This window comes from Rhodocyclaceae bacterium (genome assembly GCA_020248265.1).
Lineage (GTDB): Bacteria > Pseudomonadota > Gammaproteobacteria > Burkholderiales > CAIKXV01 > CAIKXV01.
Genome location: JADCHX010000021.1, coordinates 128,390 through 146,352, shown reverse-complemented (window position 1 = coordinate 146,352; position 17,963 = coordinate 128,390). Strand labels below are relative to the sequence as shown.

15 protein-coding genes are annotated in these 17,963 nt (G+C 68.1%); 6 read left to right on the top strand and 9 right to left on the bottom strand.

From position 1 onward, the window contains the following. Positions 1 to 35: 35 nt before the first annotated feature. Positions 36 to 683 (top strand): KUP/HAK/KT family potassium transporter, encoded by a 648-nt coding sequence (locus ING98_17640; protein ID MCA3103694.1) that lies wholly within the window; start codon positions 36 to 38, stop codon positions 681 to 683. 4 nt (positions 684 to 687) lie between these two features. On the opposite strand, the gene ING98_17635 is transcribed toward ING98_17640, so the two are convergent. Continuing rightward, positions 688 to 1,668, bottom strand: coding sequence for a helix-turn-helix domain-containing protein (locus ING98_17635; protein MCA3103693.1), 981 nt, complete (start codon positions 1,666 to 1,668; stop codon positions 688 to 690). A gap of 344 nt (positions 1,669 to 2,012) precedes the next feature. Here ING98_17635 and ING98_17630 point away from each other — a divergent pair, with 344 nt between their 5' ends. Then, entirely contained in the window at positions 2,013 to 3,374 is a 1,362-nt protein-coding gene (locus ING98_17630) for an esterase-like activity of phytase family protein (GenBank protein MCA3103692.1), read from the top strand. A 180-nt stretch (positions 3,375 to 3,554) separates the two neighbouring features. Continuing rightward, positions 3,555 to 5,069, top strand: coding sequence for an amidohydrolase family protein (locus ING98_17625; protein MCA3103691.1), 1,515 nt, complete (start codon positions 3,555 to 3,557; stop codon positions 5,067 to 5,069). 64 nt (positions 5,070 to 5,133) lie between these two features. On the opposite strand, the gene ING98_17620 is transcribed toward ING98_17625, so the two are convergent. The 8 genes from ING98_17620 to ING98_17585 all read right to left on the bottom strand — a co-directional run bounded on the left by ING98_17620 (position 5,134) and on the right by ING98_17585 (position 14,005). Continuing rightward, entirely contained in the window at positions 5,134 to 6,063 is a 930-nt protein-coding gene (locus ING98_17620) for a glyoxylate/hydroxypyruvate reductase A (GenBank protein MCA3103690.1), read from the bottom strand. A 183-nt stretch (positions 6,064 to 6,246) separates the two neighbouring features. Then, positions 6,247 to 7,461 (bottom strand): acyl-CoA dehydrogenase, encoded by a 1,215-nt coding sequence (locus tag ING98_17615; GenBank protein ID MCA3103689.1) that lies wholly within the window; start codon positions 7,459 to 7,461, stop codon positions 6,247 to 6,249. A gap of 32 nt (positions 7,462 to 7,493) precedes the next feature. Further along, entirely contained in the window at positions 7,494 to 8,699 is a 1,206-nt protein-coding gene (locus ING98_17610) for a 3-oxoadipyl-CoA thiolase (GenBank protein ID MCA3103688.1), read from the bottom strand. 10 nt (positions 8,700 to 8,709) lie between these two features. Beyond that, positions 8,710 to 10,248: a 3-hydroxyacyl-CoA dehydrogenase gene (locus tag ING98_17605; GenBank protein MCA3103687.1), complete on the bottom strand. Its 1,539-nt coding sequence runs from the start codon at positions 10,246 to 10,248 to the stop codon at positions 8,710 to 8,712. Positions 10,249 to 10,292: 44 nt separating this feature from the next. Beyond that, positions 10,293 to 10,934 carry a polyisoprenoid-binding protein gene (locus ING98_17600; GenBank protein ID MCA3103686.1) on the bottom strand — a complete coding sequence of 214 codons (642 nt, stop codon included), beginning with the start codon at positions 10,932 to 10,934 and terminating at the stop codon, positions 10,293 to 10,295. A 46-nt stretch (positions 10,935 to 10,980) separates the two neighbouring features. Then, positions 10,981 to 11,796 (bottom strand): enoyl-CoA hydratase/isomerase family protein, encoded by an 816-nt coding sequence (locus ING98_17595; protein ID MCA3103685.1) that lies wholly within the window; start codon positions 11,794 to 11,796, stop codon positions 10,981 to 10,983. A 123-nt stretch (positions 11,797 to 11,919) separates the two neighbouring features. Then, positions 11,920 to 12,903: a 2-dehydropantoate 2-reductase gene (locus ING98_17590; GenBank protein ID MCA3103684.1), complete on the bottom strand. Its 984-nt coding sequence runs from the start codon at positions 12,901 to 12,903 to the stop codon at positions 11,920 to 11,922. Positions 12,904 to 12,931: 28 nt separating this feature from the next. Then, on the bottom strand, positions 12,932 to 14,005 hold the full coding sequence (locus ING98_17585; GenBank protein ID MCA3103683.1) for a tripartite tricarboxylate transporter substrate binding protein: 1,074 nt from the start codon (positions 14,003 to 14,005) through the stop codon (positions 12,932 to 12,934). A gap of 176 nt (positions 14,006 to 14,181) precedes the next feature. Here ING98_17585 and ING98_17580 point away from each other — a divergent pair, with 176 nt between their 5' ends. The 3 genes from ING98_17580 to ING98_17570 are packed head-to-tail and all read left to right on the top strand — an operon-like array spanning position 14,182 to position 17,946. Next, entirely contained in the window at positions 14,182 to 15,045 is an 864-nt protein-coding gene (locus tag ING98_17580; protein ID MCA3103682.1) for an FAD binding domain-containing protein, read from the top strand. Between the two features lies 1 nt (position 15,046). Then, positions 15,047 to 15,550 (top strand): (2Fe-2S)-binding protein, encoded by a 504-nt coding sequence (locus ING98_17575; GenBank protein MCA3103681.1) that lies wholly within the window; start codon positions 15,047 to 15,049, stop codon positions 15,548 to 15,550. After that, entirely contained in the window at positions 15,547 to 17,946 is a 2,400-nt protein-coding gene (locus ING98_17570) for a xanthine dehydrogenase family protein molybdopterin-binding subunit (GenBank protein MCA3103680.1), read from the top strand. The genes ING98_17575 and ING98_17570 overlap by 4 nt, the downstream gene beginning before the upstream one ends. Positions 17,947 to 17,963: the final 17 nt, after the last annotated feature.

Here is a 17,963-nt window from a genome sequence, read left to right as displayed (position 1 = left end):
TACGGGTACGGGTACGGGTGCGAACGCGCCAGGCGATGCGCCCGCCGGTGCGCGGACACGACCCGCGTGTCCAGGCGCTGGCCCTTGCCGCGCTGGGCGTCGTCTTCGGCGACATCGGTACCAGCCCGCTGTATGCGATGAAGGAAGTGTTCTCGGAGGCCTACGCGGTCACCGCGACACACGACCATGTGCTGGGCGCGGTGTCGCTGGTGCTCTGGTCGCTGATGCTGGTGGTGTCGGTGAAGTACGTGATGTTCATCATGCACGCCGACAACCGCGGCGAGGGCGGCATCATGGCGCTCATCGCACTGGTGCTGCGCGAGCGGGTGTTCCTGCTCACGGTGGTCATCGCCGACGTGCCCTATGTCGCCCACGACCAGCGCATCGCCGTCGAACCGCTGGGCAACGGCTTCTACCGCGTGCTGATCCACTTCGGCTTCCGGGACATCCCGGACGTGCCGGCCGCCATGGCGCGCCTGCCCGCCGTGGGCCATCCGTTCGAGATGATGGCGACTTCTTTCTTCCTGTCGCGCGAGACCGTGGTGCCGACAGTCAGGGCCGGCATGGCGCTCTGGCGGGAGCGTCTGTTCGCGACCATGGCCCGCAATGCCGGCAGTGCTGCAGCCTACTTCCGGCTGCCGCCGAACCGCGTGATCGAGCTGGGCACGCAGGTCGAGATCTGACGGCTCAGCGTACGCTGCCTCCGCGCAGGCGCTGCGCCGTGGTCGACGGCAACTCGCCGAACATCTGCCGGTAGTCGGCGGCGAACTGGCCGAGGTGCCAGAAGCCCCAGTCGAGCGCTGCATCGGTGACGGCAGAGCCGCCCAGCAGCGCCCGGCGTGCACCGTTGAAGCGCAGTGCGCGCAGGTATGCGATCGGGCTCAGTCCGAGGACGTCCTGGAAGCAATACTGCAGCGTGCGCCGGCTGACCTCGAGCGCGGCGCACAGGCGGGCGACGTTCATCGGCTCGTGGGGCGCTGCATCGATCAGTTCACGCGCGCGGGCAACGAGGGACCAGCGGGCACGCAACTGCATCGGCATGGCGGCTGGCGGACCGGCGCCCTCGAGCAGGTCGCACACCTCCGCGACGATCGCGTCTTTCAGCGCAGCACATGCATGGCGGTTCTCCACGAGCTCCGGCGTGGACGAGAAAGCCTCGACCACGCCGCACACCAGACGGCGCATCGACTCCAGTGCATGCGGGTGGGCGGCACGTACATGGGCGCGGTCGCCCAGGCGCTCGAGCAGGTCGGCGCGGGAAGGGATCGCGCCTGGCGCGGACATGAACTCCGGCGAAAACGCGACACCGGCCACCTGATGGTCGGCGGGCGAACAGAACTCGAAGCCGTCGCGGCCCGAATACAGGTAGGCCTGGTCGAGCGTGCAGGCGCTGCCGCAGAACCGCGCAGCGCCGTCGAGCCGCAACGGTACCGCCACGGCCAGCGAGCCATGTGCGAGGTGCCCCCGCTGCAGCAGCGCGCGGTTCGCCGATTCGATGAACACATAGATGGCGTCGAATGTGACTGCACGGACGGTCCCTTCGAAAGCCCCGCGCGACAGTTGCCAGTAGGCCTGGTTCCATCCGGGCAGGACGGCGGCCTGTTCCTGTGCGTCTGCGCAATGGAAAGCGGCGACGGGCGCTTTCACGCATTGCACGTGCTGGGACATCGGTGCCTCCAGAGGAACGGTCGGGGAGCGAGCGGAAACGTTCGGCAAGGCGGGCACAACGGCGCGAACGATGGTGAGCGACGTAATCGTAGTACTCGTTTGTTGCCGGAATTCGATGCTGCGGATGTCGGTGGCGGTTGCCGAATTCCGATAGCGACCGCCCGGGCCATCGCCTACTTTCTGGCCTCCGCCTGTACACCGTGCGGCCTGACCGATTTGCGACCGGCCGCGCGAGGCGTCGCCCTTCCCCTTACCGTCCGGCGCGAGCGCTCGCCGGGCAGATGTCGAATCCCCTGAACCGGAGACAGTCCATGAGCTACAGTCTGGTGTCGCTCGTCCGTCCGATGGCCATTGCATGCACCCTCGGGGTGTCGGCGATGATCGTCGCCCCGGATGCCGCCGCAGCACAGGCCTTCCCTGCAACACTGGTCGGGCAGGCCATCCTGCCGGCCGCGTCGTTCACCAAGCCACCGGCCGACGCCCCGGCCTCGATGGCAGTATCCGGGCGCTACACCCATCCCGACACCCGCCGACGCGACCAGATCGGCTCGATTCCGGGCATCTCGTTCCTGTCCGATCCCAAGGCACCCCGCTTCACCGGCGTAGACACGCCGTTCAAGGGCCAGCCGATCCAGGGCTTCTCCGGCATCAAGTGGATGAAGGACGGCACCGCCTGGGTCACCGGCGACAATGGCTTCGGCACGCGCGCCAACTCACCCGACGCGATGTTGATGTTCTACCACGTACGCTTCGACTGGAAGACCCACCAGATCGTCATCCTGCGCACGGTCTTCCTGCACGACCCGGACGGCGTCCTGCCGTTCAATATCGTCAACTCGGCGAGCAAGACCCGCTACCTGACCGGGGCCGATCTCGACATCGAGTCGATCCAGATCATCGGCGACAACTTCTGGTTCGGAGACGAGCTCGGCCCGTACCTGATCCGCACCGACCGCAACGGCAAGGTAACCGGGATGTTCGAGACGGTGATCGACGGCCGTGTCGTGCGCTCGCCCGACCACTTCGCCGTGACCACGCCGAACGTGCCCGGCCAGTTCAACACCGTCGTACGCCGCTCGCGCGGCTTCGAGGGCATGGCAGCCTCGCCAGATGGACGTTTCCTCTACCCGCTGCTGGAAGGCCCGATCTGGAACGAGGCCACCAAGGGCTGGGAGATGGCCGACGGCCGCGAGGCGCTGCGCATCCTCGAATTCGACGTGCAGAAGGCGGCCTACACCGGTCGCTCCTGGCGATACCAGCTCGAAGTCAACGGCCACAACATCGGCGACTTCAACATGATCGACGGCACTACCGCGCTGATCATCGAGCGGGACAACCGGGAAGGCATCACTGAACTGGCCTGCAACGGCCCGGCACGCGCCGACTGCTACAACGCACCGGCCCAGTTCAAGCGGGTCTACAAGATCGACCTTGGCGGCACTGCACCCGATGGCATCGTACGCAAGATCGGCTATATCGACCTGCTGAACATCGCCGATCCGGACAAGCGCGCAAGGCAGGGCACGATCGCCGGCCGGTTCACGATGCCGTTCTGGTGTATCGAGAACGTCGACATCGTCGATGCGGACCACATCATCGTCGGCAACGACAACAACCTGACCGTGGGTGCCGGCCGCGAGCCCGGCAAGCACGAGGACAACGAGTTCGTGCTGCTGCGCGTGAGCGATTTCCTGCGGGCTCTCTGAGCCCATCACGTTCCAGGAAGTAGAGGCATGGGCAAGGGCGACTTCGGTCGCCCTTTCTTCATTCCGACGCGGTGGGACCCCCTACCCGCGACCTTCGAATCGCAGTAGATTGCAGGCTTGCGCGCCGCGCGACCGCGTTCGACCTCGAACCGCGACCATTCTCTGGGGGGAGAAAACAGCATGAGCATGATGACCGACGAAGACCTGGCACGACTGGCACCAGCCGAATCCTCGCTGTTCGCCTCGCCGATACCCGTGCAGTCCGTGTCCTCCGACGAGTTCATGCCGGCACCGCAGACCGAGCGCCAGCGCGAGTTCGAGGCCCGCGTGAAGGCGATCGGATCGGAGCTCGCCGAGCATCAGGGACTGAGCAGGCGCGCGTTCTTCAAGACCTCGGCCGGGATGGCCGCGGCGTTCGTGGCGATGAACGAGACCTTCGGGCCGCTGTACATGGTGAGCCGCGCCGAAGCGGCCACGCCCGAGATGGCCAATGCCCGCTCGGCGGCACTGAAGGGTCAGTTCATCATGGACATGCACACGCACTTCCTGCGCGACGACACGCGACTGGAAGGTTTCGTGCGCTCGCGCGAGGCAGTCGGCAAGGCCGGCTGGAACCCGGCGCTCGCAGGCAAGCCGCAGAGCCTGGAAGACCTGAAGTTCGCGAATTACTTCAAGGAGATCTACCTCGACAGCGACACCAAGGTCGCGTTGATCTCCGGCTCGGGTTCCGAGGACCCGCGCGACTGGTTCCTCACCAACGAGATGAAGGCCGACGCGCGTGCAAACGTGAACAAGCAGAGCGGCACGAGGCGCATGTTCTCGCACGCGATCTTCATGCCGGGCATGCCGGGCTGGCTCGAAAAGGTCGACCGCGACCTCGAAGTGCTGAAGCCGGATTCGTTCAAGGGCTACACGGTTGGCGACAACACCAACAAGCACCTCGCACGCCACCCCTGGCACCTCGACGACGAGAAGCTGATGTATCCGTTCTACGAGAGGCTGGTCAAGGCGAGCAAGACCAACCCGAGCCTGGCCAACGTCTGCGTGCACAAGGGCCTGTTCCCGCCGTCGACCACCAAACAGTTCCCCGACCTGGTCAAGTACGCGGATGTGCGCGACGTCGGCAAGGCCGCGAAAGACTGGCCGCAGCTCAACTTCGTGATCTACCACTCCGGCTTCCGCTTCACCGGCGGCGCGCAGAACACCGGCTGGGAACAGTTCGAGAAGACCGGCCGCATCGACTGGGTGACCGATCTCGCCGAGATCCCGTCGAAGTACGGGGTGAACAACGTCTACGGCGACCTCGGGCAGATCTTCGCGCAGAGCACGGTCGCCGAGCCGCGACTGTGTGCCGCAATGCTGGGGCAACTGGTGAAGGGTCTGGGTGCCGACCGTATCGTCTGGGGCACCGACGCCGTGTGGACCGGCGCGCCACAGTGGCAGATCGAGGCGCTGCGCCGGCTCGAGATCCCGGAAGAGATGCAGACGAAGTACGGCTTCAAGCCGCTCGGCGCGCCCGACGGCCCGGTGAAGAATGCGATCTTCGCGGAGAACTCGGCACGCCTGTACCGGTTCACGCAGGGCATGCGTGCCGGGCTGGAGAACGACATCGTCGCCCGTGCGAAGCGCATCTACGACGAGCAGGGCGATGGGCGTACCAACCTCGCGTACGGCTACATGAACCCGGGCGCCTGACCGCCGCACGTGGAACCGGCCCTTGCCGGTTCCACTGAAGTTCATGCTGTGCCGGCCGCGACCCTCAGTAGCCGCGCGCTGGATCCACCGCATTGAGCGGGGCATCACCGCGCGCGATGCGGCGCAGGTTATCGACGATCTGCGTGGCCGCCGTGCGCGGGATCGCGATCGATGCAAGATGCGGCGTGATCAGCACCTGCGACAGGTCCCACAGCGGATGCGCCGGCGGCAGCGGCTCTTCCTGGAATACGTCGAGCGTCGCCTCGGCCAGGTGCCCGGAGCGAAGCGCCTGCACCAGCGCCTGTTCATCGACCGTGCGGCCACGTCCGGCGTTGACGAACTTCGCACCGCGCGGCAGTTGCGCGAACCGCTCGGCCGTCATCAGATGCTCTGTTTCGGGCGTCAGCGGCAGCAGCATCACGCAGATTTCGCTCTGCGCGAGGAAGGCCGGCAACGCCGCCATGCCGGCGAAGGTCTCCACGCCGGGCATGACCTTGGGCGAGCGCGACCAGCCGAGCACGCGGAAGCCCTGCCGGACGAACTCGGCGGCCGCGACCGAACCGAGTTGTCCCAGCCCCATCATGCCGACGGTGCACTCGCGCGTCTCGCGCGGATGCACGTAGGCCCAGCGGCGCTCGGCACGCGCGCGCTCGAAGGTACCGAACTCGCGGAAGTGGCGCAGCACGCAGGTCAGCAGGAACTGGCCCATCATCCTGCCCATCTCGGGGTCGGAGATCCGGGTGATCGGAATACCCGGCGGCAGCGTCGCGTCACCGACGATGTTGTCCACACCGGCGCCCAGGGTGATGATCAGCCTGAGGTTCGGAAACTGCCGGTAGAAGCCGGGTGGGGCCTTCCATGCAAGCACCGCCTCGACAGCTTCGAGCGGCCCGCAGTCGGGCCAGGTACGGAACGCCAGCGCAGGATCGGCGGCGCGCAAGGCCTCTCGCCAGTCATCGGCGTTATCGACCTGGCTGTAGAAGACCAGCGTCATGGCCAGACCTTCGACCGGTCGAGCCGGCACTGATCGGCACGCCGGCGCCCTGGCTGCGCGCCGAGGCATGGGGTGGACAGACGGTTCATCGTCCGGGAGCTTAGCGGGTCGCCACCGCACGGACAACAGGATCGCCCGGCGCCTGCCACGATCGCCGACCGGACCGGGACGGCCTGGTCGCCGCTAGTTGAACGCCTGCAGCCCCGTCATCGCACGGCCCAGCACCAGCGCATGGATGTCGCTGGTGCCTTCCAGCGTGTTGACCGTCTCGAGGTTCAGCAGGTGGCGGATCACGTGGTACTCGTCGCTGATGCCGTTGCCGCCATGCATGTCGCGCGCCATGCGTGCGATCTCGAGGGCCTTGCCGGTGGAATTGCGCTTGATGATCGACACCATCTCCGGCGCGGCACGGCCTTCGTCGCGCAGGCGCGACACACGCAGCACCGCCTGCAACCCGATCGCGATTTCGCACTGCATGTCGGCGAGCTTCTTCTGCACCAGCTGGTTCGCGGCCAGCGGCCGTCCGAACTGGATACGTTCCATCGTGTAGCGGCGCGCCGCATGCCAGCAGAACTCGGCCGCACCCAGCGCGCCCCAGGCGATGCCGAAGCGCGCGTTGTTGAGGCAGCCGAACGGCCCCTTCAGGCCGGTCGCCCCGGGCAGCAGCTGTTCGTCGGGCACGAACACCTGGTCCATCACGATCTCGCCGGTCGGGCTGGCGCGCACCGAGAACTTGCCTTCGATCTTCCGGGTGGAGAGCCCCTTCATCCCGCGCTCGAGGATGAAGCCGCGGATCGTGCCATCGCGCGGGCTTCCGTCACTTCCGGCACTGCCGTGCACCTTCGCCCAGACGATCATCAGGTCGGCGATCGGCGCATGGGTGATCCAGATCTTGCTGCCGGCGAGGAGCCAGCCGCCATCGACCTTCACCGCGCGCGTCTTCATGCTGCCAGGGTCGGAACCATGGTCCGGCTCGGTCAGGCCGAAGCAGCCGAGCCATTCGCCGGTCACCATGCGCGGCAGGTACTTCGCGCGCTGCGCGTCCGATCCGTAGGCATGGATCGGGAACATCGACAGCGTGCCCTGCGTGCCGCAGGCGGACCGGAAGGCGGTGTCGACTCGTTCGAGCTCGCGCATCGCCAGCCCGTAGGCCACGTAGCTGATGCCGGCACAGCCATGGCCGGTCAGCGTCGCCCCGAGCAGTCCGAGCTCGCCCATCTCGCGCATGATGTCGCGGTCGAAGGTCTCGTCGCGATTCATGCGCAGGATGCGCGGCATCAGGCGCTCCTGGGCATAGGCACGCGTCGCATCGCGGATCGCGCGTTCCTCGCCGCTCAACTGGTCGTCGATCAGGAACGGGTCGTCCCAGGCGAACTCACCCTGGAACTGGGTGGTCATGACCGCCCGGCCCTCCGTCCCCGCCCCGCCGCTCAGCCGTCGACGCGTTCCATCACTAGCGCCATGCCCTGGCCGACACCGATGCACAGGCTGACCAGCGCATAGCGGCCACCGGTACGCTGCAGCTGGCGTGCTGCAGTCAATGCGATCCGGGCACCGGACGCACCAAGCGGATGGCCGACGGCGATCGCGCCGCCATTCATGTTCACCCGCGAATCCTCGAACGAGGTACCGAGGCCCTTCAGGCAGGCGAGCACCTGTGCTGCGAAGGCTTCGTTGATCTCGATGACGTCCATGTCCTTCAGCGACAAGCCGGCGCGGGCGAGCGCCTTCTGCGACGAGGGCACAGGGCCGAAGCCCATGATGCGCGGCGGCACGCCGGCAGCGGCAGTCGCCAGGATGCGGGCGATCGGCTTCACGCCGGCCTTCTCGCCGATGGCGCGGCTGCCGATCAGCAGCGCAGCTGCGCCGTCGTTCACGCCAGAGGCGTTGCCGGCGGTGGTGACGCCGCCTTCGTTCAGCGGCTTCAACTTCTGCAGCGCCTCGATGGTGGTGTCGGCACGCGGATGCTCGTCCTCGCTCACCACCTTCGGGTCGCCCTTGCGCTGGGGGATGGTGACCGGCGCGATCTCGCCAGCGAAGAAACCGTCGGCCTTGGCAGCCGCGTACTTGCGCTGCGAGGCAAGTGCGAAGATGTCGGCGGCGGCGCGCGGTACGTCGTAATCGTGCGCCAGGTTGTCGGCGGTCTGCGGCATCGAATCGTCGCCGAACTGCTTCTCGACCTTCGGGTTAGGGAAGCGCGGGCCGATCGTCGAATCGAAGATGCGCATCTCGCGGCTGTAGGCCGACTCGGCCTTGGCCATCACGAACGGCGCACGGCTCATGCTCTCGACGCCACCGGCGATGAACAGGTCGCCCTCGCCCGCGGTGACCACCTGGGCCGCGTAGGCGACGGCGTTCAGTCCGCTCGCGCAGTTGCGCTGGAGCACAGTGCCGCCGACCTCGATCGGCAGGCCGGCGAGCAGTCCCGCGTGGCGTGCGACGCAGCGCGAATCTTCGCCGCCCTGGTTCGCGCAGCCGATGATGAGGTCCTCGAGCTGTTCGGGTTTGAAGCCGCTGCGTGCCATCAGTTCCTTCATCACGCCTGCGAGCAGGTCGTCCGGGCGTACGCCGGCCAGCGCACCGGCGTGGCGGCCGATGGGGGAACGCAGTCCGTCGTACAGATATGCGTCGAGCATGGTGATCTCCTTATTCGGGGGTGAGCAGCGACACGCCGAGCTTCGCCCGCCGGGTCATCCAGACGTTGGGACGGTAGCGCGGATCGCCGTAGATCCGGTACATGTTGGACAGCACCGCATGGATGCGCTCGACGCCGACGACATCGCCGAACTTGAGCGGCCCGTGCGGGTAATTGAGGCCGAGCGTGACCGCCTTGTCGATGTCAGCGGGCGACGCGGTCTTCATCTGCGCGATCGAGCAGCCGATGTTGCAGATCATCGCGACCACGCGCTGGGCGATGAAGCCGGGGCTGTCGCGCAGCACGGTGACCGGCGTGCCATCCGAGGCGAGCAGGCCGTGCGCCGCGGCGAGCATCGCCGGGTCGGTCAGCGGCGTACCCATGATCGTGCGCCGCTTCACCAGCGGGAACAGTGTGTCCACCGCCACGGTGCGCTTCGGGTCCAGCCCCTGCTCGACCGCGCAATGGGTTGCATCGGTACCGTACGGCGTGACCAGGATCAGCGCGCCAGCGCTCGGTGCATCGCCACGCTCGACGCTGGCACCCAGCTTCGACAGCAGCGCGGCAAGCGCTTCATGGCCATGGGGCTCGGCGCGGCTCACCCAGACGCTCGCCGGGCTCGCATCCGGGGCCGGCGACTCGGGTGCCACCAACGGCTTCATCTCGGCATCGTACTCATAGAAGCCACGCTTCGTCTTGCGGCCGAGCACGCCAGCCTCGTAGCGAGCGCGCATCAGCATCACCGGCCGGTAGCGCGGCTCGTCGTAGAACTGCTGGTAGATCGCCTCCGACGCCGGGTGCGTGACATCGAGCCCGGTCAGCTCCATCAGCTCGAACGGGCCCATGCGGAAGCCGCCGACGTCGCGCATCACGCGGTCGATATCGAGGATGCCCGCGAGGCTCTCCTGCAGCATGTGCGCCGACTCGATGGTGAAGCCGCGGCCGACCTGGTTGACGATGAAGCCCGGCACGTCGACGCAGCGCACCGGCTCGCGCGTCATGCGCTTGCCGATCGACATCAGCGCATCGCCGACCCAGGGCGCGCTCTGCACGCCATCGATCACCTCGACCAGCTTCATCAGCGGCACGGGATTGAAGAAGTGGAAGCCGGCGAAACGGTGCGCCGTCTTGAGCTTCGCGGAAATGGTGGTCACCGACAGCGACGACGTGTTGGTGGCCAGGATGCATTCGGGCGACACGATCTGTTCGAGCTCGGCGAACACCTGCTGCTTGACCGCGAGGTTCTCGACGATGGCCTCGACCACCAGGTGGCAGCGTGCATAGCCGGCCATGCCGTCGATCACCTCGACGCGGCCGATGGCTGCAGCCGAATCGGCCTCGGACAACTGCCCTTTCTCCGCAGCACGCTGGAACATCTTGCCGATGAACTCGCGCGCCTCGGCGGCGGCACCGGGCTTGGCGTCGTGCAGCAATACATGCATGCCACCGGCAGCGGCGACCTGGGCGATGCCGCGGCCCATTGCGCCTGCGCCGAGCACGCCGACCACCAGGTCGGCACGTTGCGGATCGAAACTCGGATCGGATGCCATCTTGACTCAGTACCTCCAGGAGAAGCGGTAGCGTCCGGCGTGCCTCAGGCAGGCAGGATGAACTCGGCTTCGATGATGATCTCGACCGACGCCGAAACGCCCGGCTCCGGCGGCGTGGGCGGCGGCGGGGTCAGCATGCCGAACATGCGGCGATCGAGCGTGCCTCGCGCCGAGAAGCCGATGGTGGGCAGGTTGGTCGGCGGGCGTGACCGGAAGCCCGCGTTGAGGGTGACCTCAAGAGACACGGGCGCGGAGACGCCGAGCAGGGCCAGGTCTCCGGCCACCCGCATCCGGTTGCCCTCGACAGACTGCACCTTCGTCGATCGCCAGGTAGCCTCGCGGAACTTGGCGACGTTGAAGAACTTCTCGCTGCGCAGGTCGCCGTTCCAGTCCCGCTTGTTGAATCCGGGCGGATAGTCGGTCTCGATCGATGCCATGTCGATCGTCGCCTGCGCGCTGCTGCGCGCGAGGTCTGCCGGATCGAAGTCCAGCTGGACGTCGAAGCGGGTGAACCGCGCCGTATAGTTCGACAGGCCGAAGTGGCTGATCCGCCACAGCAGGCTCGCGTGCGTCGGATCGAGCCGGTAACGCCCCGCCGGTACGTCGAGCTTCGATTGCGCGTGTGCGGGCAGGCCTGCAGCCATGGCCAGACCCCCAAGCGACCCAAGCACTTCCCTGCGTTTCATGGCCTCTCCCTGAGCGTGGTGGCACGCGTGGACTGCTGCCTGCCTGTCAGCGCCCCTTGAACTGGGGCTTGCGCTTTTCCATGAAGGCGGTGCGGCCTTCCTTGTAGTCTTCGGTCGTGTAGCAGAACTCGACCGCCTTCGCGCAGGCGTCGAGGTCGCGCTCGGCGGGGTCTGCATGGATGTTCTTGACGATCAGCTTCACCGAGGCGATGGTCACCGGCGCGTTGCCGGCGATCACCATCGCATAGTCGCGGGTGTACTTCTCGATCTGGTCGACCGGCACCACGCGATTGACCAGGCCCATGGTCTCGGCCTCTTTCGCGTTGAAGCGGCGCGCCGTGTAGAAGATCTCGGCCGCGAACGACGGGCCGACGATATCGGACAGGCGCTTGATGCCGGCGAAACGGTAGCCGAGCCCGAGCTTGGCGGCCGGCACCGAGAACTGCGAGTCTTCGGCGGCGATACGGATGTCGGCGCCGAGCGCGATGCCGAGGCCACCGCCGATGCAGAAGCCGCGGATCATGGCGATCACCGGCTTGCCGCAGGCCTGCAGGCGGTCGTTCGCATGGTCGGCGATGGCGTTGTATTCCTTCACCGCCTCCATCGTGCCGCGGCGCTCGCCGAACTGCGAGATGTCGGCGCCGGACACGAACGCCTTGTCGCCGGCACCGGTGATGATGATCACGCGGATCTCGGGATCGGCCTCGTAGGCGTCGAGGATCTTCGGCAGCGACTCCCACATGTCGACGGACATCGCGTTGTGCCGGGGCGGCTGGTTGAAAACGATCCAGCCGAGGGGACCTTCCTTGCGGACGATCATCCGCTCGGTGATGCCTTGCAGGGCGGGCAGTGCGTCGTTCATGCCGGGCCTCTTCGAGTGTGGCTTGGGTGACGGGAGCAGGGGCGGTGAACATAGCAGATTTGCCGCCCCCGGCAAAACGGGCAAGACCTTCGGGATCCTGCTCGACCTCTCGACCGGACCGGCTCAAGCAGTGGCTGGCAGCAACCCTGCGACCGATGCCTTCAGGCGCAGCAGCGCGCCGATGCGGGTGAGCTCCGGCATCGGCACGCCGTAGCGCTCGGCCAGCTCGATCGGGGCGTCGACCAGCGCGCCGATCTCGATCTCGCGCCCGGCTTCGAAGTCCTGCAGCGTCGAGGGCTTGTGGATTCCCTTGTCCCTGGCCTGGGCAAGCTTCGCTTCGATGCTGCCGATGATGCCCGAGCCGCTTGCCGTCGCCAGGGCTTGCACCTCACGCATGATGGCCTCGGCGATCGGCCCGGTGGCTGCATCGCGAGCGACATCGCACTGCCGTGCACCCGTCAGCGCGCAGAGCGTGTTGAACGCGGCGTTGGTGACGAACTTGTTCCAGACCGCACGCCGGATATCGTCGCTCACCACGGCTTCGAAGGGCGAACCGGCGAACGCCTGTGCGACCCTCGCCGCGGCAGCGGGGTCCGCCCCGACGATGACCGGCCCCAGCGTCAGTTGTCCGGGGACCGTCTGCGTCCAAGTGGCGTTCTCGAGGCTGCGCCATGCGGGAGAATAGGTGACGGCTCCCACAAGCCGCTCGGGCCCGACGGCTGCCGCGAGTTCGCCGAGCGGGTCCACCGCGCGGATCGGCTGCTGCGCCGTACCGAACCACCACGGAACGCCGTTGACCACCGGGGCGACCAGCGTATCCGGCCCGATCGCGGCGCGCACCTGGCCCAGCGCGGCGCCGAGCGAGAATGCCTTGGTCGCGAAGATCACGATATCGGCCGGGACCAGCGCCGCGCTGCCATCGACGACGCGCGGCTGCACATGGAACTCGGACTGATCGGGAGTGACCAGGCGGATGCCGCGCTCGGTGATCGTGCGCGCGGTCGCGCCGCGCGCAAACACGGTGACGTCACGGCCGGCTGCGCCGAGATAGCCGGCCAGCATGCCGCCGATGGCACCTGCACCTACGATCAGTATCGAGTCGGACATGGTGGGTACCGGAGAGGCTGTCGAAAGGTCACGGCTCTACCTTGATTCCAGCCGCGCGGATGGTCTTGGAATAACGCTCGGTTTCTTCCCGGATGATGCGCGCAAGCACCTCGGGCGTGCTGGCGTGCAGGTCGAAACCCACGGCCAGCAGCCGGTCGCGCACATCGGGCTCGGCGAGGATCGCCTTCACCTCGGCGTTCAACCGGCGCACGACCGACTGCGGCGTACGCGCCGGCGCCAGCAGCGCCTGCATGTTGTCGGCGATCACGCTCGGAAAGCCGCCTTCGACCAGCGTGGGCACATCGGTCAGCACCGCGCTGCGCCGGGCGCTGGTCACCGCGATCGCCCGCAGTGCCCCGGACTTCACGTGGCTGACCGTGGGCGGCAGCGCGGTGCATCCGATCGGTATCTGGTTGCCCAGCACCGCGGTCACCACCGGGGCGGCACCGTTGTAGGGGACATGCTGCATGTCGACGCCGGCCGCCAGCCGCAGGGCCTCGCAGGCGATGTGCGGCGTGGTGCCGGTGCCCGGCGTGCCGAAGGTGAACTTGCCGGGCTGCGACCGGACCAGCGCCACCAGGTCGGCGGCAGTCTTCGCCGGCACCGACGGATGCACGAAGACGATGTTGGGTGACACCGCGACATACGAGATCGGCGCGAAATCGCGAACCGGATCGAACGGCGCCACCGCCGAAAGCAGCGGATTGGACACCAGGTTGCTGCTGGAGAACAGCAGGGTGTGGCCGTCGGCTACGGCCCTGGCGACCGTCTGGATGGCGATGTTGCCGGAGGCGCCGGCGCGGTTGTCGACCACGACCGGCTGCCCCATCCGGTCACCGAGTCGGCCGGCAATCACGCGGGCGATGAAATCGGTGGGCCCGCCGGGTGCGAACGGAACCATCAGGCGGATCGGCCGGAGCGGAAAGGCTTCGGAGGCAGCGGGCTGGCCCTTCGTCTGGGCGAGGGCCGCGGGGGCGACAGCCAGCAGCGCGCAAGCCACCAGCCAGCGGCCGGACGCTCGACGCATACCCTGCGCCTGACCCTGCCCCACCTGCGTGCGATGGTCGACCGCGCGCCCCGTACCTGCAGTGATGCCCGCCATTGATCCTCCTGTCGACCCGGTGAAGCGTCCCGCTCATCGTGTGCCGCTGCCGCTGCCTTGCCACGGGGAACCCGGGCCTGACGCTGGGCGCGCAGAGTATACTGAAGCGGTGATGGCCGTCGATGTCCGGCGCGCCGCGACCCACGCGAACCGGCCTCCCACGCACCACCGTCGCAATGAAGCCCGCACCGTTCTCATACGTTCGCGCAGCGTCCGTCGAGCATGCGCTCGAGGTGCTTGCCGAACATGGCGATGACGCACTGGTGCTGGCCGGTGGCCAGAGCCTGGTGCCGATGCTCAACCTTCGCCTGGTGCAGCCGGCCGTGGTGCTCGACATCAACAGGCTGCACGGCCTCGCGGCCATAGCACCGCACGCCGGCGGTGGGCTGCAACTCGGTGCGCTGGTCCGGCACAGAGAGATAGCCGTCCATCCGATGGTCGCCGCGCGCGCGCCGCTGCTGCGCGCCGCGGCACCGTGGATCGCCCATCCCGCCGTCCGCCACCGCGGCACGCTGGGCGGCAGCCTCGCGCTGGGCGACCCGGCTGCGGAATGGCCTGCCTGCGCGGTCGCCCTCGATGCGACGATCCGCCTGGCAAGCCGCGCGGGCGGCGAACGCTGCGTTGCCGCCGAGTCGTTCTTCCACGGGCTCTATCAGTCCGAGCGCCGCGGCGACGAACTCCTGGTGGGTTGCGACCTTGCCCAGCCCAGCCACGATTCCGTGTTTTCCTTCCGCGAGCTTGCCCGCCGCCATGGCGATTACGCAGCGGTCGGGCTCGCCGTATCGGCGTGCGGCAGGCCAGGTGCGTGGCGGACCCTGCGCATGGTCTTCTTCGGCGTCGGCGACACCCCGGTCAGGGCCACCGCCTGCGGCGCGGCGCTGGCCGCAGGCGCGGGCCTGGCGGAAGCACGCGCGCAACTCGAAGCGGAGCTGGAACCCAGGGCCGACCTCTGGTTCTCGGCACAGGCCAAGCGGCATCTCGCCGTGCACCTGCTGCGCGAAGCCTGGCGCGATCTCGGCCATCCGACTGCAGGCGAGTGAATTGGAACCCACGACAGACATCGAATTCGAGGTCAACGGCAAGCGGGTTCGCCTCGCCGTTTCGCCGCGCGAGCATCTTGCCGACGTGCTGCGCCAGCGCTGCGGACTCACCGGCACGCACCTGGGCTGTGAACATGGCGTGTGCGGCGCATGCACCGTGCGCGTGGATGGCGCGGCCATCCGCGGCTGCCTCATACTGGCCGTGCAGGCCGACGGAGCACAGGTACGCACGATCGAAGGCGAGGGGGACGACCCGGTGATGCAGGCCCTGCAGCATGCGTTCATCGAGCGCAACGCCCTGCAGTGCGGCTACTGCACGCCCGGGTTCCTGCTCACTGCCGCCGAACTGCTCGAGCTTGATCCGGATCCATCGCGCGAATCGATACGCGAGTATCTGTCGGGCAACCTGTGCCGCTGTACCGGGTACCAGGCCATCGTCGATGCGGTCGAACTCGCCGCGCACCGGCTGCGCGGCGAAGCCGTCACGGACGCCGGCGCCCCATGAGCGGCACGCCTGCCTTGCCCGAGGGGACGAACCTGCGCACGCGCGCGATCGGACAACCGACCGTACGCGCCGAGGCCCGGCGATTCGTGACCGGTGCCGGCGCCTATGTCGACGACCTGCCCGCCCACCGGCTGCTGCATGCCGCTTTCCTGCGCAGCCCGGTCGCGCACGGCACGATCGTGAAGCTGGACCTGGCGCCTGCCCTGCGCATGGAAGGCGTGGTGGCCGCCTACGACGGCGAGGCGCTCGCCCCGCATTGCCAGCCGGTCCGCGGCCTGCTCGCGCACCTGCCCGACATGCAGGCCGCGCTGCAGTGGCCGCTGGCGCGCGATCGGGTGCGCTGGGTCGGAGAACCGGTCGCGCTGGTGATCGCCGAGAGCCGCGCGCTCGCCGAAGACGCCGCGCAAGCGATCGCCTTCGAGTGGACCGAACTGCCGCCGATGGTCGACCCCCGGCTGGCACTCGAACCCGATGCGCCCAGGCTGCATGCGGAATTCGACAGCAACCTCATGTTCGCGGCGACGGTCGCCACCGCGAACGTCGAGCAGGCGTTCGCGCAGGCCGGCACGGTGGTCGAACTCGCCGTGCGCACCGAGCGCGTGACGGCGATGGCCCTGGAGCCGCGCGGCCTGCTGGCGCAATGGGACGCGGCGCAGCAGCGGCTCACGGTACACATGGGCACCCAGGTGCCCTGGATGATGCAGGCGGTGTTCGCAAGCGTGCTGGGCATCGGCTGCGACCAGGTCAGGGTCGTCGCGGCCGACACTGGCGGCTCGTTCGGCTCGAAGATCCACTGCTACGGCGACGAATCGGCGGTGGCGGTGGCGGCGAAGCACCTGGGGCGCCCGATACGCTACGTGGCCGACCGGCTCGAAGCCTTCGTGTCCGACGTACATGCGCGAGGCCATGAAGCCGTCGTGCGTGCAGCCGTCGATGCCGACGGCCGGCTCACGGCCTTCGAGGTCGACGACCTGTGCGGCGCCGGCCCGTTCTCGATCTACCCGCGCGGCAGCGTCAACGAGTCGCGCCATGTGCTCGGGCTCACAGGCGCCTGCTATCGCGCCACCGAGTATCGGGCCCGCATCCAGGTCGCGATGCAGACCAAGGCGATCTACGGACAGTACCGCGGCGTCGGTCATCCGCTGGCCTGCCTGTTCACCGAAGCCGCGGTCGATGCCGCGGCGCGCCAACTCGGCGTCGATCCGCTGGCGTTTCGCCGGCGCAACCTGGTGCCCGACGATGCCTACCCGCATCGCGCACCATCCGGCGCACGTTTCGAAAGCCTGTCGCTGTGTGCCTGCCTCGATGAACTGGCGCGGCTGATGGACTACGACCGGCTGCGCGCCGATCAGCGCGAGCGGGCCGCCGACCGCGAGCGGGGCGTCTATCGCGGCATCGGTCTCGCCGTCTTCGTGGAGAACTCGAACCACTCCTCCTCCAACTACGGCCGCGGCGGCGCCCCGATCGCCAGCCGCGACGGCGCGATGATCAGGCTGACCCAGGGCGGCGGCCTCCATTGCGCGGTCGGACTGACCGACTCCGGGCAGGGCGTGACCACCGCGCTGGCGCAGATCGCCGCCGACGCGGTCGGGGCCGCGATGGCCGACGTGCGGGTCTTCCTGGGCGACACCGAGCACACGCCAGTCAGCGGCGGCAACTGGGGTTCGCGCGGCACCGGCATCTCCGGCGAGGCGCTGTGGCAGGCTGGCGTCGCCCTGCGCGCGCAGCTCGTTGAAGCCGCGGCCGCGCTTCATGCATGCAGCCCCGGCGCGCTCGAGCTCGTCGACGGCACGTTCCTGCGTCGCGATGACCGGGCGTGCGTGTGCACGCTGCAGGCACTGGCCGAGGCGATCTATTTCCGGCCCGAGCGCTTTCCCCGCGGCTTCCAGCCGGAGCCCGCCGCGCAGCGCCACTACGCGCAGACCGAGTACGACGGCATCTACACCAATGGCGCCAGCGCGAGCTGGGTCGAGGTGGACACACGCACCGGCTTCGTCAAGGTGCTCGGGCACTGGATCGTCGACGACTGCGGCACGGTGATAAACCCACTGCTGCTGGACGAACAGTTGCGGGGTGCGGCGGTGCAGGGCATCGGACAGGCACTGTTCGAAGGTTGCCTGTACGGCAACCAGGGCGAACTGCGCAACGCCACGCTGGCCGACTACCTCGTGCCGATGGCGGCCGAGATGCCGGACATCCATGTGGGCCATGTCACCACGCCCACGGCTACCTCGGCGCTCGGCGCCAAGGGTGGCGCCGAAGCGGGTATCACTGGCGCACTGGCCTCGGTCGTCAACGCGATCAACGATGCGCTGGCGCCCCTGGGCGCGCAGGTACTCGAACTCCCGGTCACGCCCGAGCGCGTGCTGCGGGCGATCGGCGCGATCGACGGCTAGCCCTGCGCCGGGCAGTG